This window comes from Mycobacterium helveticum, assembly GCF_007714205.1.
GTDB classification, from domain to species: domain Bacteria; phylum Actinomycetota; class Actinomycetes; order Mycobacteriales; family Mycobacteriaceae; genus Mycobacterium; species Mycobacterium helveticum.
Map to the genome: position 1 here is coordinate 1 of NZ_VMQU01000073.1, position 20,596 is coordinate 20,596.

Consider the following 20,596-nt stretch of genomic DNA (forward strand, 5'->3'; position numbering starts at 1 on the left):
ACGTGATCGCGACCCTGGACTCCGAGGGCCTGCTGCCGGCGATCACGTTCGTGTTCTCCCGGGCGGGTTGTGACGCCGCGGTCCACCAGTGCCTGCGCTCGCCGCTGCAGCTGACCACCCAGGAGGAACGCGCGCAGATCGCCGAGGTGATCGACCACCGGTGCGGCGACCTCGCCGATGCCGACCTGGGGGTGCTCGGCTACTACGAGTGGCGCGAGGGGCTGCTGCGCGGCCTGGCGGCCCACCACGCCGGCATGCTGCCGGCGTTCCGGCACACCGTCGAGGAGCTGTTCGCCGCCGGCCTGGTCAAGGCGGTGTTCGCCACCGAGACGCTGGCGCTGGGCATCAACATGCCCGCCCGCACGGTGGTGCTGGAGCGGCTGGTGAAGTTCAACGGCGAGCAGCACGTGCCGCTGACGCCGGGGGAGTACACGCAGCTGACCGGACGCGCCGGCAGGCGTGGCATCGACGTCGAGGGTCATGCGGTGGTGCTCTGGCAACCCAGCGAGGAGACCACCGAACCGTCGGCGGTGGCCGGCCTGGCGTCGACGCGCACCTTCCCGCTGCGCAGTTCGTTCGTCCCGTCCTACAACATGACGATCAACCTGGTGCAGCACATGGGCCCGGAACAGGCGCACCAACTGCTCGAGCAGTCCTTCGCCCAGTATCAAGCCGACCGGTCCGTCGTCGGCCTGGTGCGGGGCATCGAGCGGGGCACCAAGATGCTCGACGAGATCGCCGCCGAGCTGGGCGGGCCGAAGGCGCCGATCCTGGACTACGCCCGGCTGCGTGCGCGGATCACCGAGTTGGAGCGCGCACAATCGCGCGCGTCGCGGCTGCAGCGCCGGCAGGCGGCCGGCGACGCGCTGGCCGCGCTGCGCAAAGGCGACATCATCAACATCACCCAGGGCCGGCGCGGCGGGCTGGCGGTGGTGCTCGAGTCGGCCCGCGACAGCGACGATCCGCGCCCCTTGGTGCTGAGCGAACATCGGTGGGCGGGGCGGATCTCGTCGGCGGACTATTCGGGTGCGTCGGGTCCGCTCGGGTCGATGTCCTTGCCGAAGCGCGTCGAACACCGCCAGCCGCGCGTGAGGCGCGATCTGGCGTCGGCGCTGCGGTCGGCCGTGGCCGGGCTTGCCGTCCCGTCGCGGCGCCGTGGCGACGGCGACGCCGACGGCGAGTTCCACAATCCGGAGCTGGCGAAGTTGCGGGCGGAGTTGCGCCGGCACCCGTCGCACAACGGTCCCGGCCTCGAGTCCCAGGTGCGGCAGGCCGAGCGGTATCTGCGCGTCGAGCGCGACAACGCGCAGCTGGAAAAGAAGGTGGCCGCCGCCACCAACTCGCTGGCGCGCACCTTCGACCGGATCGTCGGCCTGCTCACCGAACGGGGGTTCATCGAGGGCCCGGCCGACGACCCCCAGGTCACCGACCACGGCCGGCTGCTGGCCCGCATCTACAGCGAGAGCGACCTGCTGGTGGCCGAATGCCTGCGCACCGACGCGTGGGCGGGATTGAAGCCCGCTGAGCTGGCGGCGGTGGTCTCCGCGGTGCTCTACGAGACCCGGGGCGGCGCCGGGCCCGGATCCGCGTCCGCGGCCGAGGTGCCCACCCAGCGGTTGCGGCAGGCGCTGCAGCAGACGTCCCGGATGTCGACCGCGCTGCGCGCCGACGAGCAGGCACACCGCATCGCCCCCGGCCGCGAGCCCGACGACGGCTTCGTCAATGTCATCTACCGCTGGGCGCAAACTGGTGATCTGTCGGCGGCGCTGGCCGCCGCCGACGCCCACCCTTCGGCGGGCACCGGTTCGCCGTTGCTGGCGGGGGACTTCGTGCGCTGGTGCCGGCAGGTGCTCGACCTGCTCGACCAGGTGCGCAATGCGGCCTCCGACCCCGAGCTGCGGGCGGTCGCCAAGCGTGCCATCAACGATGTGCGGCGCGGCGTCGTCGCTGTTGACGCCGGGTAGGCTGTGCCGGAGCTACGGTGAGACCGTACGAGAAGCCAAGACGTCAAGGGGCTGAGGAGAAATGATGAGCGGACCGCAGGGATCGGAGCCGGAGCAGCAGTGGCAACCGCCCGTTCACGGTGGCGACCAGTCCTCGGAACCGGCCCAGGCGGGATCGCCGTGGCAGCAGCAGACCAACCAGGACGCGGCATGGCAGACGCCGGCCTACACGCCGCCCCCCGGGTATTCGCCGTACCAGCAGCAGGGGGAGCAGGCCTACCCGCAGCAGTACCCGCAGCAGCCTGGCTACGGGCAGCCCGAGCAGCAATACGGCGGGCAGAGCCCCCAGTACGGTCAATACGGCCAGCCGGGCCAGTACGCCCAGCCCGGCCAGTACGCCCAGCCCGGCCAGTACGGCCAGCCGGGTCAGTACGCCCAGCCGGGCCAGTACGGTCAGCCGGGCCAGTACGGTCAATACGGCCAGCCGGGCCAGTATCCGCAGCAGTACCCGCCCTATGAGCAACCGGGCAAGAAGCGCCCGCCCGGGTTGATCGCCGGTGTGGTCGGCCTGATCGCCTTCCTGCTTCTCGCCGCCGTGCTGGTGCTCGGCTTCTGGGAGCCGGGCTTCTTCGTCACCACCAAGCTGGACATCAAAAAGGCCCAGACCGGCGTGCAGCAGATCCTCTCGGATGAGACCAACGGCTACGGCGCCCGCAACGTGAAAGACGTGCAGTGCAACAACGGCGCCGACCCCACCGTCAAGAGGGGCGCCAGCTTCGACTGCAGCGTCAGCATCGACGGCGCTCAAAAGCACGTGACGGTGACCTTCCAGGACAACAAGGGCACCTACGAGGTCGGCCGGCCCCAGTAGGGGCGGTCAACCCTCAAGCGTGTCCAGTGCCTTCTGCAGCCGTGCGATCGACGAGCTGACACCCAGCTCGGTGGCCAGCTCGGCGGTGCGCTGCGGGTCGGCGGCCGTCAGGGGCAGGGCGTCGGTCGGAGTCGACAGTGTGACGGGCGCGTCGGTGGCCACCCGCACCACTCGTTCGGCGGCCTCGATGTAGTCGGCGGCGGCGAGCAGTTTCGCGCGCAGTCCCTTGGCCATCTTCGATTGCGGGTCGCCGGCGGCGGCGAGGATCTGCCGCAGCGAGCCGTGCTGTGCCAGCAGGGTGGCCGCCGTCTTCTCGCCGATGCCCGGCACGCCGGGCAGGCCGTCGGACGGGTCACCGCGCAACAGCGCCAGTTCCGCGTAGGCCGCCCCTGCCCGCTGCGCCGGAACGCCGTAGTAATCGGACACCTCGGTGGGCCCGAACAGGGTCGCGTTGCTCAGTCCGCGGCCCAGGTAGAGCACCCGCACCGGCACGGGGTCGTCGGTCACCACCTGCAGCAGGTCGCGGTCTCCGCTGACCACGACGACCGGGTCGTCGCGTTCCCGCGCCGCCAGCGTGCCCAGCACGTCGTCGGCCTCGTAGCCGGCTGCACCGGCCGTCGGGATCCCGAATGCGTCGAGCAGGTCGGTGATCATGCCGACCTGCGGGGTCAGGTCGTCGGGGACTTCCTCGACGTCGGGTGCGCCCTGCGGCTCCGGCCCGGCCACCCGGTGCGCCTTGTAGGACGGGATGAGATCCACCCGGAACTGCGGGCGCCAATCCAGGTCCAGGCACACCGCCAGCCGGCCGGGCCGTTGCCGGGTGATCACCACGGCCATCGAGTCGATGAAGCCGCGGACGGCGTTGACCGGCCGGCCGTCGGGAGCGGTGATCGACGAGGGCACGCCGAAGTACGAGCGGAACCACATGCTGGCGCCGTCGAGCAGCAACAGTGGCGATCGCATGCCGCGTATGGTCTCACGCCGCTTCCCGCGAGCAGACGCACCGGGCTAGCCTGGCTGCCGTGGACTCCGACCGATTCGACGCGAGCGTGTATGCCCAACGGCTGGCCGCGGTGGCCGCCGCGACCGCCGGCGCCGGCCTCGACGCCCTGGTGATCACCCCGGGTTATGACCTGCGGTATCTGGTCGGCTCGCGGGCCCAGACGTTCGAGCGGCTCACCGCGCTGGTCTTGCCGGCCTCCGGTGACCCGACCGTCGTGGTGCCGCGCCTGGAGCTGGCCTCCCTGACGGGATCGGCCATCGCCGAACTGGGCCTGACGGTGCACGATTGGGTCGACGGTGACGATCCCTACGCGCTGGTGAGTGCGGCGTTGGGCGGTGGCCGCCTCGCGACCGCCGTCACCGATTCCATGCCTGCGCTGCACCTGCTGCCCCTGGCCGACGCGTTCGGGAGGCTGCCGGTGCTGGCCACCGACGTCCTGCGCGGGCTGCGGATGGTCAAGGAGGCGTGCGAGCTCGACGCGTTGCGTAAGGCCGGCGCTGCCATCGACCGGGTGCACGCCCGGGTGCCGGAGTTCCTCGTCCCCGGCCGCACCGAAGCCGACGTCACCGCCGACATCGCCGAAGCCATTGTCGCCGAAGGACATTCGGGAGTCGCGTTCGTCATCGTCGGCTCCGGACCACACGGCGCCGACCCGCACCACAGCTATTCGGAACGCGAACTGCGGGCGGGGGACATCGTCGTCGTCGACATCGGGGGAGTCTGCGAGCCCGGCTACCACTCCGACTGCACCCGCACCTACAGCATCGGGGATCCCGAACCCGAGGTGGCCCAACGGTATTCGGTGCTCGAACGCGCCCAGCGCGCGGCCTTCGAGGCGGTGCGTCCGGGCGTGAGCGCCGAGCGGGTCGACGCTGCCGCCCGCGACGTGCTGGCCGGGGCCGGGCTCGCGGAGTACTTCGTGCACCGCACCGGGCACGGGATCGGCCTGTCGGTGCACGAGGAGCCCTACATCGTCGCCGGCAACGACCTGCCGCTGGCCCCGGGGATGGCTTTTTCCATCGAGCCGGGGATCTACTTCCCCGGTCGGTGGGGTGCGCGCATCGAGGACATCGTCGTCGTCACCGCCGACGGCGCCGTGGCCGTCAACAACCGGCCGCACGAGCTGATCGTGGTCCCCGCGTCTCGCTGAAGGTGTCACCGGCGCCGCGCAGGTCGGGCGGGGTGTCACTCCGGGGGGATCTCACCCTGCTTCCGCTTCGTATCGCCCGCCACCTCGCCGACGTCGTGGTGCATCTTCAGCGCCAAGGCGCAGTTCCTCGGGCGGGTGCAACCGTATTCGATCTCCGTGCCGTCGAGCTTCACGCCGGGCCGCACGTTGCCGCTGACCCTGTTGCTGCACTCGCTTGCGCTGAGGCAGTACCAGTTCGTCGCGATCGACCCGCGGCTGCTGCACGAGGTCTGCGAGGGCCGCGACTCGATGGTGATCGCGCCGCTGGCCCGAGGACCGTCGACCTGGTATTTCGGCACCGGGGGACTCAACGTCTGGGAAGTGTGGGCGCGGGTGGCCGAACAGTTCGGCACCGACCCCAACCGCACCGTGATCTCGGGCTACTCGATGGGCGGGTATGCGGCCTACCAGCCGGGACATCCCGGCCGACCTGAACCCCGACACGCCGTGCGCCCGCGAAGGCGGCACGTGGAAGCTGCTGGTGAACGCCCGCTGGCTGCCGGAGGGGCTGGTGGTCGGTGGCACAACGCCGTCGCCGACGAAGATCGGCCAACTCAAGTCTTGCCGAAGTTTGGGGATGACACTTCGGGTACTGAATACGGACCCGCGCAGGGGAGATGGCTAACCGCGGGGAAATCTGGGTGCTGATGGCCTTGTTTCTGGGTAACTCGGCCGGAGCAAGGCCCGCTATCCGTCGCCCCGCTCGAGCAGGCTCGACGACCCCAACACCCGCTCCACCTGCACCTCGATGACCACCCGCCGCGGGTTGGGCTTGGGGGTGCGATAGCGCTGGGCATAGCGCAGCTCGGCATCGCGCACGGCGTCGGCGTCGGCGTTGACCTTGGACCGGCCCTCCAGGGACAGCCAGCGGGCGCCGTCGACCTGGCTGAGCACGGCCACGCCGGCGCGGTCGGCGTTGACCGCCTTCTGCGACCCGCCGGTGGTGATGACCCGCGCGACGTGGGTCTTGGGATCGAAGGTGAATCCCACCGCCACGACGTGCGGTGAGCCGTCGTTGCGCAGCGTGGTCAGCATGGCCAGATGACGCTCGGACAGGAATGCCAGCGCGTCGTCGGTGAGCCGGGTAGTGGTGTTCGCCATCACCGCCCACGCTAGCGCAGGTGATAATCGCAGCCGTGGACGACACGGGCGCAGGCCCGATACTGATCCTGGGCGGCCGCAGCGAGATCGGCATCGAACTCGCCCGCCGCCTGGCTCCTGAAGCGACGGTGGTGCTGGCCGCCCGCAACGCCGACCGGCTCGACGAGCAGGTCGCCATGCTGCAAGCCGCCGGCGCGGCAGCAGTGCACACCCAAGAGTTCGACGCCGACGACCTGGCCTCGCACGGCCCGCTGGTCGCCTCCGTCGTCAACGCCCATGGGCCCATCGCCACCGCCGTGCTGGCCTTCGGAATTCTGGGCGATCAGGCCCGCGCGGAGACCGACGCCGCCCACGCCACCGCCATCGTGCACACCGACTACGTCGCGCAGGTCAGCATGCTGACCCACCTGGCGGCCGTCATGCGTCAAGCCGGCCGCGGATCGTTGGTGGTGTTCTCCTCGGTGGCCGGGATCCGGGTGCGCCGCGCCAACTACGTGTACGGCTCGGCCAAGGCCGGCCTGGACGGTTTCGCCAGCGGCTTGGCGGACGCCCTGCACGGCAGCGGTGTCGGGCTGCTGATCGTCCGCCCGGGATTCGTGATCGGGCGCATGACGCAGGGCATGGCGCCCGCGCCCCTGCCCAGCACCCCGCAGCAGGTGGCCGAGGCCGCCGCGCACGCCCTGGCCAAAGGGCGGCGCACCGTGTGGATCCCGTGGGCGCTGCGGCCGACGTTCTTCGTCATGCGGCTGCTTCCCCAGTTCGTGTGGCGCAGGATGCCGCGATGATCCGCGCCGGCGACGAGGCATCGCGAAGCGATGAGAAGGATCGGCGCGCATGATCGTCGTGGTCGGGATCGGCGCCGACGGCATGGCGAGCCTGTCGCCGGCGTCGCGCACCGAATTATTAAGAGCCACAGTAATTTACGGCGCGCAGCGGCAGCTCTCTCTGCTGGACGGCACCGTCACCGCCGAACGCCGGGAGTGGCCGTCGCCGATGCTGCGCGCCCTGCGGAACCTGCCCGCCGACGCCGTCGGCGACATCCACGTGGTGGCCAGCGGAGACCCGCTGATGCACGGCATCGGCGGCACTCTCATCCGGCTGTTCGGCCCCGCCAAAGTCCGGGTGTTGCCGCACGTCTCGTCGGTCACGCTGGCCTGCGCCCGGATGGGCTGGAACGTCCACGACACCGAGGTGATCAGTCTGGTGACCGCGCGGCCCGACACCGCCGTGCGCCGCGGCGGCCGGGCGGTCGTGCTCTCGCGTGACCACACCACACTCGCGACGCTGGCGGGGCTCCTGACGGCCCACGGGCGTGGCGATTCCGCGATGACCGCTCTCGAACAGCTCGGCGGCCCGCAAGAACGTCGCCGCGACGGCACCGCGCGGCAGTGGGCCGGCAGCGCCCCGGCGGGTGTGGACGACCTCAACGTGATCGCCGTGCGCTACCTGCCCGACGAACGCGTCTCGCCGTTGCCCGACGACGCGTTCGTGCACGACGGCCAGATCACCAAACACGCGATGCGGGCGGTCACGCTGGCGGCGTTGGCGCCGCGGCCGGGGGAGCGGCTGTGGGATGTCGGCGCGGGATCGGGCAGCATCGGCGTCGAGTGGTGCCGCAGCTGGCCGGGCTGCAGCGCGGTCGCGTTCGAACGCGACGCACGGCGCCGCAGAAACGTCGAATGCAACGCCGCCGCCTCGGGCGTGACCGTCGACGTGCGCGGCGACGCGCCCGGGGCGTTCGCCGGGGCGCAAACCCCGTCGGCGATCTTCGTCGGCGGCGGCCTGACCCAACCGGGTCTGCTCGACGCATGCTTGGACAACTTGACCAGGGGGGGACGCTTGGTTGCCAATGTGGTCACGGCCGAATCGGAAGCCGCTGTCATCCAGGCACACTCACGATTCGGCGGACAGCTGCAACGTTTTCAGCACTATCAGGGCGAGTCGCTGGGCGCGTTCACCGGCTGGCGCCCGCAGTACCCGGTCACCCAGTGGTCGGTGACGCGGTGACGGTCTACTTCATCGGGGCCGGCCCCGGCGCCGCCGACCTGATCACGGTGCGCGGCCAACGAATCCTCCAGCGATGCGCGACATGCCTCTACGCGGGGTCCATCATGCCCGACGACCTGCTGGCGCTGTGCCCGTCGGCTGCGAAAGTCGTTGACACCGGCCCGCTTACGCTCGAACAGATCGTCACCGCACTGGCCGACGCGGACGCCGCGGGTCACGACGTGGCGCGGCTGCACTCCGGGGACCCGTCGCTCTACAGTGCCGTGGCCGAGCAGTGCCGCCGGCTCGACGAACTGGGCATCGGCTACGAGATCGTGCCCGGCGTGCCGGCTTTCGCCGCCGCCGCGGCCGCCCTGCGGCGCGAGCTCACCGTACCCGGGGTGGCGCAGACGGTGACGCTGACCCGGATAGCCACCCTGTCGACCCCCATGCCGCCCGGTGAGGAACTGGCCGGGCTCGCCCGATCCGGCGGCACCCTGGTCCTGCACCTGGCCGCCGCCCAGATCGATGCCATAGTCCCGCAACTGCTGGCGGGCGGCTACCGTCCCGAGACACCGGCTGCGGTGGTGGCTTTTGCGAGCTGGCCGCAGCAGAGCGTGCTGCGCGGCACGCTCGGCGACATCGCCGGGCAGATGCACGACGCCGCCATCACCCGAACCGCCGTCATCGTCGTCGGTGACGTGCTGGCCGCGCAGGGGTTCACCGACAGCTACCTGTATTCGAGCGGGCGGACTCGGGGGAGCCGGCACTGATGCGGGTACTGCTGCTCGGCGGCACCGCCGAGGCCCGGGCGCTGGCCAAGACCCTGCACCCGCGGTTCGACATCGTGAGCTCGCTGGCCGGCCGCGTGCCCGACCCCGCTCTGCCGGTCGGGCCGGTGCGCATCGGCGGATTCGGCGGCGTCGACGGGCTGCGGCGGTGGCTGCACGACGAGGGCATCGACGCCGTCGTCGACGCCACCCACCCGTTCGCGGCGACCATGACCGCCCACGCCGCCCAGGTGTGCGGCCACGTGGGAATGCCGCATCTGGTGTTGGCCCGCCCGGCCTGGGACCCGGGGGTCGCGACCGTCGTGACGTCCGGCACCGAAGCGGCCGGCGTCGTTGCCGAACAATGCTATTCCCGGGTCTTCCTCACCACCGGCCGCTCGGGTGTGGGGGCCTTCGCCGCCAGCGACGCATGGTTTTTGATCCGCGCGGTCACCGCGCCGGACGGCGCCGGGATGCCGCGTCGTCACCACGTCATCCTGTCTCGCGGGCCGTACGGCTACGACGACGAGCTCGCCCTGTTGCGCGAGCACCGCATCGATGCGCTGGTGACGAAGAACAGCGGCGGGGACATGACCCGGGCGAAGCTGGATGCCGCCGCCGCGCTGGATGTTCCCGTCGTGATGGTGGCGCGGCCGGCGCTGCCGGCGGGCGTGCGGACAGCGTGCACGGTCGACGAAGCCGCCGAGTGGGTCAGCGGGCTGGCCGCCGGTGGCGTCGGCCCAGGGCCGTCCGAGCCGCCGAGATGAGGTCGGCGAGCATCGTGGTCGCGTCGACCAGGCCCGCAGCGACAGCCACGACCGCGGCTTCGGAGAACCGCGCGATGGCCCCGATCCCCCTGCGGCGGCTGGGCGACCGGGGCCGGCACGTGCCGAATTGGGCCAGCCGACAAGCTGTTTATGCGCTTGAATCCGGTCACCTGAGGGTGTGTCACGGGCGCAGCCCGGGCTTCCGGGGTCGCCCGCCAAAATACGGTGGGGGGTATGGTATAAATTGTGCTGCGGGCCGTGCTGCGGGCTCGGGCCGGAGCGACGACTCGGGTGCGCAACCCGGCCACGAACTGCACTCCGGGTGGCTGAAGACCATTACCCACAGGGTCGAATGGCTCTATCAGCTGCAACGGTGCAGGCGTGAAACTGCCACGGGGCAGCCCACGTAGAACCGCGGTAGAAACCGGCCACGAGCGAAAGGAAACCCCGATGTTGGCCTTTCTCAAGAAGGCTTGGGTCCCGCTTGTCGTCGTGGTGGCGGTCGTCCTCGGCGGCGTGACGGTCAACAACCTTCGTGCCGTGTTCGGCTCCGACGAGATCTTCACCGCGACCGGAAGCAGCGCCGAGCCGCTCGAACCCTCCCATATCAAGCGGGTCACCTACGAGGTGTACGGTCCCGCCGACACGGTCGGAAGCGTGAGCTACCTGGACAAGAGCGCCCAACCGGAGCAGGCGAACTTCACCGGCCTGCCCTGGACCTACACGATCACCACGACCGTGCCGGCGGTGCTCGCCAACGTGGTGGCACAGGGCAACAGCGACACCATCGGGTGCCGCATCACCGTCAACGGCGAGGTCAAAGACGAGCGGTCGGCGGACGGCCACCACGCCCAAACCTCGTGCTTGGTGAAAGCCGGATGAACACAGACACCGACACCCGCCCGAAATTCATGCGGTTCGTCCGCAACTTCGCGGTGCCGATCATCATCGGATGGTTGCTGCTGACCGCGGGCCTGAACCTGCTGGTGCCGCCGATCGAGTCGGTCGCCCGCAACCACGCGGTCACCATGTCGCCCGCCGATGCGCCGGCGATGATCGCCGCCAGGCGCATCGGCGCGAAGTTCCACGAGTCGGACTCCGACAGCATCGCCATGGTCATCCTGGAAAGCGATCACAAACTCGGTCCGGAAGCGCACCGCTACTACGACGGCCTGGTGCAGAAGCTGGATGCCGATCACAAGCACGTGCAGCACGTCCAGAACGTGTGGGGGGACCCGCTCACCGCCGCCGGCGTGGAGAGCCGCGACGGCAAGGCCGCCTACGTCCAGCTCAATCTCGCCGGCGACCAGGGCAGCACCCTGGGCAACGAGTCCGTCAAAGCGGTCCGCGAGACCCTCGACCGTTCATCGCCGCCCCCGGGCCTGAAGGTTTATCTCACCGGCCCGGCCGCGCTGACCACGGACATGAACGACGCCGCCGACAAGAGCATGTTGACGATGATGGGCGTGACGGGCGTGGTCATCATGATCATGCTGTTCATCGCCTACCGTTCCGTGAGCACGGTGCTGCTCGTTCTCGTCATGGTCGGTTTCGAGATGGGCACGGCCCGGGGGCTCGTCGCGCTGCTCGGCAACTACGACCTGTTGGGGTTTTCGACGTTCGTCGTCGCCATGCTGTCCTCGTTGGCGATCGCGGCGGGAACCGACTACGCGATCTTCCTCATCGGTCGCTATCAGGAGGCGCGTCAGGCCGGTCTGGACCGGGAAGCGGCCTACTACAGCATGTTCCGCGGCACCTTCCACATCATTTTGGGATCCGGGCTGACGATCGCCGGCGCCACTTTCTGTCTGCACCTGGCGCGGCTGTCGTACTTCAAGGCGCTGGGGATTCCGTCCGCGCTGGGCCTGATCGTCGTCGTCGCGGGAGCGCTGACCGTGGCGCCCGCCGTGGTGGCCGTGGCCAGCCGGTTCGGCCTGCTCGACCCGAAGCGGGCCGTCAAGGTCCACGGCTGGCGGCGCATCGGGACCGCGTGCGTGCGCTGGCCCGGCGCGGTGTTCGCGACCTCGCTGGCCATCGCCATCGTCGGCATCCTCATCATGCCGACCATGAAAATCAGCTACAACGACCGCTACTACATCCCCAAAGACCTGCCGTCGAACGTCGGCTACGAGGCCGCCGAGCGTCATTTCAGCGCCGCCACCATGAATCCCGACATCCTGATGATCGAGAGCGATCACGACATGCGGAACACCGGCGACATGATCCTCCTGGACCGGCTCGCCAAGGACGTGTTCCGCTCACCGGGAATCGCGATGGTGCAGAGCATCACCCGGCCCTTGGGGGGTCCGATCGAGCACACGTCGATACCGTTCCAGATCAGTGCCCAATCGATCCCGATCCAGGAGAACCTTCAGTTCATGAAGGACCGGATGGGTGACATGCTCAAGATGAGCGACGACCTCGGCGCCATGATCGGGTCGATGGAGCGGATGCAGGGCTTGATGGCCCGGATGAGCAACTCGACTCATCGCATGGTCGGCGACATGCACGCCATGCAGACGACGCTGGACGAAATGCGGGACCACCTTTCGGACTTCGACGACTTCGCGCGGCCGCTGCGGGGTTATCTGTACTGGGAACAGCACTGCTACAACATCCCGGTCTGCTGGGCGACCAGGTCGGTGTTCGAGGCGATCGACGGCGTCGACAAGTTCAGCGAGAACATGAGCACGCTGATCAAAGACGTCAACAACATCGACGCGATCATGCCGCAGATGGTGGCCCAGTTCCCGCCGATCATCGCCGTCGCCAAGTCGATGCGGGGCAGCCTGCTCACCATCCACAGCAGTTTCTCGGGTCTGGTCACGCAGATGTCGCAGATGACCGACACCGCCAGCGCCATGGGCCAGGCGTTCGACGCCTCCCGAACCGGCGACTACTTCTACCTGCCGCCGGAAGCGTTCCAGAACGCCGATTTCCAGCGCGGTTTGAAACTGTTCCTGTCGCCGGACGGGAAGGCCGCGCGGTTCATCATCACCCACGACAAGGACCCGGCGACCCCGGAGGGCATCGACGCGGTCAAGCCGGAACTCGAGGCCGCGCACCACGCTGTCAAGGGCACGACGCTGACCGACGCCAGGTTCTACCTGGCCGGAACGGCCGCCATCTACCGCGACATCCAGTCGGGCGCGCACTACGACCTGCTGATCGTCGGAATCGCCGCGATCACACTGATTTTCGTCGTCATGGTGATCATCACGCGGGCGTTGGTGGCGTCCGTGGTGATCGTCGGGACGGTGCTGGTGTCGCTGGGTGCCGCCTTCGGGCTCTCGGTGCTGGTGTGGCAACACCTGTTGGGCCTGGACCTGAACTGGATCGCGCCGGTGTTCGGGTTGATCATCCTGCTGGCCGTCGGCTCCGACTACAACCTGCTGCTGGTGTCACGGTTCCAGGAGGAGATCGGGGCGGGCCTGCGGACCGGCATCATCCGGTCGATGGGCGAGACCGGCGGGGTCGTCACCGCGGCCGGCCTGGTCTTCGCCTTCACCATGATGTCGATGGTCGCCAGCGACCTGCGCTCGATCGGACAGGCCGGCAGCACGATCGGCCTCGGCCTGCTGTTCGACACCCTGATCGTGCGCTCGTTGATGACGCCGTCGATCGCCGCGCTGCTCGGTCGCTGGTTCTGGTGGCCGCTGCGGGTGCGCCCCCGTCCGGCCAGCGAGATGCTGCGGCCGTTCGGTCCGCGGCGGCTGGTGCGCTCGTTGTTGCTGGGCGAGCCCGCCGATGCGGCAACCGCCAGGGCCCCGCGGCAGGCCGGCGACGGCACGGCGGAGATGGATGGCAGCGAATTCGCCTCCGACGACATGACGCGCAGCGGCGGCGAGGGTCCGGGGCTGGGCCACGCGCATTGAGCCAAGCAGCGCGCTGGTACCCCGCCCGCGCGGCGCCAAAGCGCAACGGGGCGGCGGGCGATCAGAACGGGTAGCGCCGGGGCGTGAACACCCGGTCACCCGAATCGACTGAGTGCCACTGGGTTTGCGACGACCCGACGATCAGCAGGCAACGCATGTCGATGTCGGCGGGGTCGAGGTCGGCCAGCCGCACGACCCGGACGGCTTCCTCGGGCCCGGAAACGTCACGGCCGATCACCACCGGCGTCCCCGGCTCGCGATGGGCCAGCAGGATGTCGCGCATCGCGCCGACCTGCCAGGTCCGCGACGTGGAGGCGGGGTTGTACACGGCCAGGACCAGGTCCGCGGACGCCGCGGCGGTCAGCCGGGCGGCGATGACGTCCCACGGTTTGAGCCGGTCGGACAACGAGATCACGGCGTAGTCGTGACCGAGCGGAGCCCCGACCCGGCTGGCGACGGCCTGGGCGGCGGTCATCGCCGGAATCACCCGCACCTGCACTCCCGGCCACTGCTTGGCCTCTTCCAGCACGGCGGTGGCCATCGCGAACACGCCCGGGTCGCCCGATGACACCACCGCGACCGCGTGTCCCTGCTCGGCCAGCGAGCAGGCCAGATGCGCCCGCGCGGGTTCGTCGGTGTTGTCGCTGGGATGTCGGCGCTGCCCGTCGCGGGCGGGCACGCGGTCCAGGTAGCCGGCGTATCCGATCAGATCGGTCGCGGCCGCCAGCTCTCGTCGGGTCTGCGGCGTGATCCAGTCGGTGTCGCCGGGCCCGAGTCCCACCACCGCCACGGTGCCCGCCGCCCGGGTGCGGTGGCGCCGCCCGCCCGGCAGCATGGCCAGCGAGAAGTAGGGCACGCCGTTCTCCTCGACGTCGGCGGCGGGCAGTATGCGTTCACCGCGGGTGCTGGCCCGCTCCACGTAGAACGCATCGTCAAGCCGGCCCGAATCCGAAAGCGATTGCCGCACACTCTGATACGACCGGCCCAGCTTGAGGATCACGGCGGCGTCGGTGTCGGCGAGCCGGCGGGTCAGCTCGGCGGCCGGCAGGGTGCCCGGCAGCACCGACAGCACCTCGTCGCCGGCGACCAACGGGGTTGCGATGGCCGCCGAGGCGGCGCTGACCGACGTGACCCCGGGCACGATGACCGCGTCGAACCGCTCCGTGAGGCGGGTGTGCAGATGCATGTAGGAGCTGTAGAACAGCGGGTCGCCCTCGGCGAGCAGCGCCACGTCGCGCCCGGCGTCCAGGTGTGCGGCGATCCGGCGGGTGGCCTCGGCGTAGAAGTCCTCGAGCGCCCCGGCGTAGCCGCCGGGATGATCGGTGGACTCGGTGGTCACCGGATAGATCAGGTGCTCCTCGATCTGACCGGGCCGCAGGTAGGGTTCGGCGATTCCCCTCGCGATGCTGTGACCGTGCCGGGCGCTGTGATAGGCGACCACGTCCGCGTCGCCGATCACCCGGGCGGCCTTGACGGTCACCAATTCGGGGTCACCGGGACCCAGCCCGACCCCCCACAGGGTGCCTCTGGGGGCGCTTCGCGCGGTGCCCTCTGCGGTCATTCGCGCTCGCTCGCGATCGCGTTGACCGCGGCGGCGGCCATGGCGCTGCCACCGCGCCGGCCCCGCACCACCAGATAGGACATGCCGCGCGGACGGTCGATCAACTCCTGCTTGGACTGCGCCGAACCGACGAAACCGACCGGACCGCCCAGCACCGCGACCGGCGCGGCGGCGCCCTCGTCGATCAGCTCCAGCAGCCGGAACAGCGCGGTCGGGGCGTTGCCGATCGCCAGGACCGCGCCGGCCATCCGGTCGGCCCACAGCTCCACGCCGGCCGCCGAACGGGTGGTGCACCGCCGGGCGGCCAGTTCGGCCGCGCGCTGATCGGCCACCAGTGACACCACCTCGTTGCCGGCCGGCAACCGCGCGGTGGTGATCCCGGCGCTCACCATCGACGAATCGCACAGCACCGGTGCGCCGGCTCGCAGGGCGGCGCGGGCCCGCGCGACGACGTCGTGGGTGAAGGCGACGTGGTCGGCGACATCGACCTGGCCGCAGGTGTGGATCAACCGGACCACCACCTGCGCGACGTCGGCCGGGAACCGGCCCAGGTCGGCTTCGGCGCGGATCGTCGCAAACGACTGGCGATAGATTTCCGCCGCGTCTCGGATGTAGTCGAGCACCCGATCACCCTAAGGCCCGGCACGCTGGCGACCCGCCACGGACCGCGCCGGCCGGTATCCGTCCCCGGTCGCGACCAGCACCTCGCCGGCCAGCGGGCTGCCGCACGCCCGCTCGCAGCCGACGAAGTGACGGTGCACCGTGGACTCGGGGTCCAGTGACCGCGCGGCGTCGGCCCGCACATCGGCCAGCGAGTGCGCGCACCCGGGGCTGCCGGTGCAGGCGCCGACGGTCAGCCAGGGGGAGTTCTCGTCGAAAACCAGGCCGAGGGGCGCCAGCACCCGGAGTGCGACGTCCGCCGCCTCTTCGCTGAGGTCGCACAGCAGCACCGAGCGCCACGGTGTGACGACCAGCGGAGCCCGGACCGCGACCAAGTACTCCGCGACGGTCGCGGGCAGCACGCCCAGCGGGACCGCGGCGCCCAGCGTGACGCGGCCGTCGTCCTGGCCTAGCCATCCCACCGGGGGCCTGGTGCGGACGGGAAACGTCGCGCCGGACGGGTCGGCGGTGGGCAGCAGCATGCGGATATCGGCCAACTCGTTGACCCGCCAAGCTTTTTCGCGTACTTCCAGAAATCGCAGGGCGACGGCGACGAGCGTCTCGGTGACGCCGTCGGGGGCCGGTCGCACGCCGGTGTCCCGGCCGGCCAGCAGCAGCGCCAATCCGTCGTCGAGCACCTGGATCCCGACGTCGGCGCCCAGACCGGACACGTCCGCGCGGCCGTCGTCGAGGCTGAACCAGAATCGGCCGCCCAGGTCGGCCAGCCGCGGTTCGGCGCGGATCGCCGCGTCCAGTTCGCCGACCCATCCTCGCACGTCGGCGCGCCCGCCGGCGCGGCCGGACAGCGGCGAGGCGACGATGTTGCGAACCCGCTCGTGCGTCGCCGAGGGCAGCAGGCCCGCCGCGGCGATCGCCTCGGCGGCCGCCGTCACGTCGGTGATCCCGCGCACCTGCACGTTGCCCCGCGCGGTCAGTTCCAGGGTGCCCGACCCCAGCCCGCTCGCGACGTCCGTCAGCGCCGCCAACTGGTCGGCGGTGATCATGCCGCCCGGCAGCCGCACCCGCACCAGCGCCCCGTCGGCGGCGTGGTGCACCTGCAGCGCACCCGGACAGGCGTCGGTGTCGCGGGATCGGGGCATGACCTACGGTACGACGGGAAGATGTCGGTGCTGCGCCCGAGCAGGTGCGGCGGTTCGCGCCCGGTGCGCTCGACACCGTCGTCGCGTCGATCGGCGCTGTGCCAGAGCAACGAGGCGGCGGCCGATGCGGTACGAATGATGAGTGGCTGACCCGACCATTTTGCTGCTGTCGACCTCCGATACCGACCTGCTCGGCGCCCGGTCGGCCGGCAAGAACTACCGGTGGGCCAACCCGTCGCGGCTGCCCGAACACGACCTGCCCGAGCTGCTGGCCGAGGCCTCGGTCGTGGTGGTACGCATCCTCGGCGGCTACCGCGCCTGGCAGAGCGGCATCGACACCGTGATCGCCAGCGGGGTCCCGGCCGTCCTGGTCAGCGGCGAGCAGGCGCCCGACGCGGAGCTGACCGGCCTGTCGACGGTCGCCGCCGGTATCGCGGTGCAGTCCCACGTCTATCTGGCCCACGGCGGCGTGGACAACCTGCGTCAGCTGCATGCCTTTTTGTCGGACACCGTGTTGATGACGGGTTACGGGTTCGCCGCGCCGGTGGCCACGCCCACCTGGGGCGAGCTCGCCCGCGCGGGCGCCGCCGACCGCGCCGAAGGCCCGACGATCGCGGTGCTCTATTACCGCGCCCAGCAGCTGGCCGGCAACACCGCCTACGTCGAGGCGCTGTGCCGGGCAATCGAGGACGCCGGCGGCCGGCCCCTGCCGCTCTACTGCGCGTCGCTGCGCACCGCCGAACCCGAATTGCTGGCGCGGCTCGGCGAGGCCGATGCCATGGTGGTCACCGTTCTGGCGGCCGGGGGACTGAAACCGGCGACGGTGTCCGCCGGCGGCGACGACGACAGCTGGAACGTCGAACACCTTGCGGCTCTGGATATTCCGATCCTGCAGGGCCTCTGCCTCACCAGCCCGCGCAGACAATGGCTGGGCAACGACGACGGCCTGAGCCCCCTCGACGTGGCCACCCAGGTGGCGGTGCCCGAGTTCGACGGGCGCATCATCACGGTGCCGTTCTCGTTCAAGGAGTTCGACGACGACGGTCTCATCTCCTATGTGGCCGACCCGGAACGCTGCGCGCGGGTGGCGGGGCTGGCGATCCGGCATGCGCGGCTGCGACACGTCGCGCCCGCCGACAAGCGGGTGGCGCTGGTGTTCTCGGCGTACCCCACCAAACACGCCCGCATCGGCAACGCGGTCGGGCTGGACACCCCCGCCAGCGCGGTCGCGCTGCTGGCGGCCATGCGCGAGCACGGCTACCGGGTGGGCGAGTTGCCCGGGGTGGAGAACGGCGACGGTGACGCGCTGATCCACGCCCTGATCGAGCGTGGCGGCCAGGACCCGGACTGGCTCACCGAAGGGCAGTTGGCCGGCAACCCGATTCGTTTGTCGGCCAGAGACTATCGTGAGTGGTTCGCCACCTTGCCGGCCAAGCTGACCGAGGCCATGCAGGCGCACTGGGGTCCGCCGCCCGGCGAGCTGTTCGTGGATCGCACCAACGACCCCGACGGCGAGATCGTGATCGCCGCAATACGATCCGGCAACCTGGTGTTGCTGGTGCAGCCGCCCCGGGGATTCGGCGAGAACCCGGTCGCCATCTACCACGACCCGGACCTACCGCCCAGCCACCACTATCTCGCCGCCTACCACTGGCTGGACGCGGGTTTCGGGGCGCACGCGGTGGTGCATCTGGGCAAACACGGCAACCTGGAATGGCTGCCGGGCAAGACGCTGGGCATGTCGGCGGCCTGCGGGCCCGACGCCGCGCTCGGAAACCTGCCGTTGATCTACCCCTTTCTGGTCAACGACCCCGGCGAGGGCACCCAGGCCAAGCGGCGGGCGCACGCGGTGCTCGTCGACCACCTGATCCCGCCGATGGCGCGCGCCGAGACCTACGGTGACATCGCACGTCTGGAGCAGTTGCTCGACGAGCACGCCAACGTGGCGGCGCTGGATCCCGCCAAGCTGCCCGCCATCCGCCAGCAGATCTGGACGCTGATCCGGGCCGCGAAAATGGACCACGATCTCGGACTGTCCGAACGCCCGGAAGAGGACTCGTTCGACGACATGCTGCTGCACGTCGACGGCTGGCTGTGCGAGATCAAGGACGTCCAGATCCGCGACGGCCTGCACATCCTGGGTCAAAAGCCACAGGGTGCAAGCGAACTCGACCTGGTGCTGGCGATCCTGCGCGCCCGCCAGCTGTTCGGCGGCGAACACACGCTGCCCGGCCTGCGCCAGGCACTGGGGCTGGCCGAGGACGGCACCGACGAACGATCCGCGGTCGATGAGGCCGAGGCTGCCGCGCGGGAACTGGTCGCGGCGCTGCAGGCCACCGGTTGGGACGCCGACGCCGTCGACCGGCTCACCGACAACCCCGACGCCGCGGCGGTGCTGCGGTTCGCGGCCACCGAGGTCGTGCCCCGGCTCGCCGGCACCGCTGCCGAGATCGAGCAGGTCCTGCGGGCGTTGGACGGCCACTTCGTCCCGGCCGGCCCGTCGGGCTCGCCGCTGCGCGGCCTGGTCAACGTGCTGCCCACCGGCCGCAACTTCTACTCGGTGGATCCCAAGGCGGTGCCGTCCCGGCTGGCGTGGGAAGTCGGTGCGGCGCTGGCCGATTCGCTGCTCACCCGGTACCGCGACGACCACGGGCGGTGGCCGCGGTCCGTCGGGCTGTCGGTGTGGGGCACCTCGGCGATGCGCACTGCGGGTGACGACATCGCCGAAGTGCTTGCGCTGCTGGGTGTTCGGCCGGTGTGGGACGACGCGTCGCGGCGCGTCGTCGGCCTGACGCCGATCACCCCGGCCGAGTTGGGCCGGCCGCGCATCGACGTGACCGTGCGCATCTCGGGGTTCTTCCGGGACGCCTTCCCGCACGTGGTCACGATGCTCGACGACGCGGTGCGGCTGGTCGCCGACCTCGACGAGCCCGCCGAGGACAACTACGTGCGGGCGCACGCCCAGGCCGACCTGGCCCAGCATGGCGACCAGAGGCGTTCGACCACAAGAATATTCGGTTCCAAGCCGGGCACCTACGGTGCCGGGCTGCTGCAGCTGATCGACAGCCGCAACTGGCGTGACGACGCCGACCTGGCCGCGGTCTACACGGCCTGGGGCGGGTTCGCCTACGGGCGCGGCCTCGACGGCCGGGAGGCGGTCGACGACATGAACCGGCAATACCGCCGCATCGCGGTGGCCGCGAAGAACACCGACACCCGTGAGCACGACATCGCCGACTCCGACGACTACTTCCAGTACCACGGCGGCATGGTGGCCACGGTGCGGGCGCTGACCGGGCAGGCGCCGGCCGCCTACATCGGAGACAACACCCGACCCGACGCGATCCGCACCCGCACGCTCTCGGAGGAGACCGCGCGCGTCTTTCGCGCGCGGGTGGTCAACCCACGCTGGATGTCGGCGATGCGCCGCCACGGCTACAAGGGCGCGTTCGAGATGGCCGCGACCGTCGACTACCTGTTCGGTTATGACGCCACCGCGGGGGTGATGGCCGACTGGATGTACGAACAGCTCACCGAGAGCTACGTGCTGGACCAGGAGAACCGCAAGTTCATGGCGGAGTCCAACCCGTGGGCGTTGCACGGCATGGCCGAGCGACTGCTGGAGGCCGCCGGGCGCGGCATGTGGGCCGACCCGCAACCGGAGACGCTCGACGGCCTGCGCCAGGCGCTGCTGGAAACCGAGGGCGACCTCGAGGGCTAGCGTCCGCAGTCACTCTCGGGCCCCGGCGTGCCCACAAGGTCACGCTCGA

Annotated in this window: 15 protein-coding genes and 1 pseudogene; 11 read left to right on the forward strand and 5 right to left on the reverse strand. The window is 70.5% G+C overall.

The annotated features are described in order from the left end of the window. The coding region (locus FPZ47_RS16800; RefSeq protein WP_145039518.1) for a helicase-related protein at positions 1 to 1,964 on the forward strand (1,964 nt) is incomplete at its 5' end. 64 nt (positions 1,965 to 2,028) lie between these two features. Continuing rightward, positions 2,029 to 2,814 carry a DUF4333 domain-containing protein gene (locus tag FPZ47_RS16805; protein ID WP_144948784.1) on the forward strand — a complete coding sequence of 262 codons (786 nt, stop codon included), beginning with the start codon at positions 2,029 to 2,031 and terminating at the stop codon, positions 2,812 to 2,814. A 6-nt stretch (positions 2,815 to 2,820) separates the two neighbouring features. On the opposite strand, the gene FPZ47_RS16810 is transcribed toward FPZ47_RS16805, so the two are convergent. Continuing rightward, on the reverse strand, positions 2,821 to 3,777 hold the full coding sequence (locus FPZ47_RS16810; RefSeq protein WP_144948781.1) for a 5'-3' exonuclease: 957 nt from the start codon (positions 3,775 to 3,777) through the stop codon (positions 2,821 to 2,823). Positions 3,778 to 3,836: 59 nt separating this feature from the next. Between FPZ47_RS16810 and FPZ47_RS16815 the strand changes: the two genes are divergently transcribed. Both FPZ47_RS16815 and FPZ47_RS16820 read left to right on the forward strand, forming a co-directional pair. Continuing rightward, the gene (locus tag FPZ47_RS16815; RefSeq protein ID WP_144948778.1) at positions 3,837 to 4,967 is read left to right on the forward strand and encodes a M24 family metallopeptidase; all 1,131 of its coding nucleotides are present in this window, start codon (positions 3,837 to 3,839) and stop codon (positions 4,965 to 4,967) included. A 102-nt stretch (positions 4,968 to 5,069) separates the two neighbouring features. Continuing rightward, a pseudogene (locus tag FPZ47_RS16820) lies at positions 5,070 to 5,508 on the forward strand (peptidase); the annotation flags it as partial. A 185-nt stretch (positions 5,509 to 5,693) separates the two neighbouring features. On the opposite strand, the gene FPZ47_RS16830 reads toward FPZ47_RS16820, so the two are convergent. Next, positions 5,694 to 6,107 carry a F420-dependent biliverdin reductase gene (locus FPZ47_RS16830; protein ID WP_144948772.1) on the reverse strand — a complete coding sequence of 138 codons (414 nt, stop codon included), beginning with the start codon at positions 6,105 to 6,107 and terminating at the stop codon, positions 5,694 to 5,696. Between the two features lie 35 nt (positions 6,108 to 6,142). Here FPZ47_RS16830 and dprE2 point away from each other — a divergent pair, with 35 nt between their 5' ends. The 6 genes from dprE2 to FPZ47_RS16860 all read left to right on the forward strand — a co-directional run bounded on the left by dprE2 (position 6,143) and on the right by FPZ47_RS16860 (position 13,505). After that, the gene (gene dprE2, locus FPZ47_RS16835; protein WP_144948769.1) at positions 6,143 to 6,892 is read left to right on the forward strand and encodes a decaprenylphospho-beta-D-erythro-pentofuranosid-2-ulose 2-reductase; all 750 of its coding nucleotides are present in this window, start codon (positions 6,143 to 6,145) and stop codon (positions 6,890 to 6,892) included. A 49-nt stretch (positions 6,893 to 6,941) separates the two neighbouring features. Then, positions 6,942 to 8,114 carry a precorrin-6y C5,15-methyltransferase (decarboxylating) subunit CbiE gene (gene cbiE, locus FPZ47_RS16840; RefSeq protein WP_144948766.1) on the forward strand — a complete coding sequence of 391 codons (1,173 nt, stop codon included), beginning with the start codon at positions 6,942 to 6,944 and terminating at the stop codon, positions 8,112 to 8,114. Next, complete coding sequence (gene cobM, locus FPZ47_RS16845) at positions 8,111 to 8,866, forward strand: precorrin-4 C(11)-methyltransferase (RefSeq protein ID WP_144948762.1); 756 nt, start codon at positions 8,111 to 8,113, stop codon at positions 8,864 to 8,866. The genes cbiE and cobM overlap by 4 nt, the downstream gene beginning before the upstream one ends. Further along, on the forward strand, positions 8,863 to 9,630 hold the full coding sequence (locus FPZ47_RS16850; protein WP_144948759.1) for a cobalt-precorrin-6A reductase: 768 nt from the start codon (positions 8,863 to 8,865) through the stop codon (positions 9,628 to 9,630). The genes cobM and FPZ47_RS16850 overlap by 4 nt, the downstream gene beginning before the upstream one ends. Positions 9,631 to 10,080: 450 nt before the next feature. Then, positions 10,081 to 10,512, forward strand: a complete 432-nt coding sequence (locus FPZ47_RS16855) for an MmpS family transport accessory protein (protein ID WP_144948756.1) — start codon at positions 10,081 to 10,083, stop codon at positions 10,510 to 10,512. Further along, positions 10,509 to 13,505 (forward strand): MMPL/RND family transporter, encoded by a 2,997-nt coding sequence (locus tag FPZ47_RS16860; RefSeq protein WP_168209482.1) that lies wholly within the window; start codon positions 10,509 to 10,511, stop codon positions 13,503 to 13,505. The genes FPZ47_RS16855 and FPZ47_RS16860 overlap by 4 nt, the downstream gene beginning before the upstream one ends. A gap of 61 nt (positions 13,506 to 13,566) precedes the next feature. On the opposite strand, the gene FPZ47_RS16865 is transcribed toward FPZ47_RS16860, so the two are convergent. From FPZ47_RS16865 to cobG, 3 genes are read right to left on the reverse strand one after another with little or no spacing between them, the layout of a single operon-like run. After that, positions 13,567 to 15,066 carry a precorrin-2 C(20)-methyltransferase gene (locus FPZ47_RS16865; protein WP_144948750.1) on the reverse strand — a complete coding sequence of 500 codons (1,500 nt, stop codon included), beginning with the start codon at positions 15,064 to 15,066 and terminating at the stop codon, positions 13,567 to 13,569. Further along, on the reverse strand, positions 15,063 to 15,689 hold the full coding sequence (locus tag FPZ47_RS16870) for a precorrin-8X methylmutase (protein ID WP_144948747.1): 627 nt from the start codon (positions 15,687 to 15,689) through the stop codon (positions 15,063 to 15,065). Before FPZ47_RS16870 ends, FPZ47_RS16865 begins: the two co-directional genes overlap by 4 nt. 9 nt (positions 15,690 to 15,698) lie before the next feature. Next, positions 15,699 to 16,826 carry a precorrin-3B synthase gene (gene cobG, locus FPZ47_RS16875; protein WP_144948744.1) on the reverse strand — a complete coding sequence of 376 codons (1,128 nt, stop codon included), beginning with the start codon at positions 16,824 to 16,826 and terminating at the stop codon, positions 15,699 to 15,701. 142 nt (positions 16,827 to 16,968) lie between these two features. Here cobG and cobN point away from each other — a divergent pair, with 142 nt between their 5' ends. Then, positions 16,969 to 20,547, forward strand: coding sequence for a cobaltochelatase subunit CobN (gene cobN, locus FPZ47_RS16880; RefSeq protein WP_144948741.1), 3,579 nt, complete (start codon positions 16,969 to 16,971; stop codon positions 20,545 to 20,547). Positions 20,548 to 20,596 lie beyond the last annotated feature (49 nt).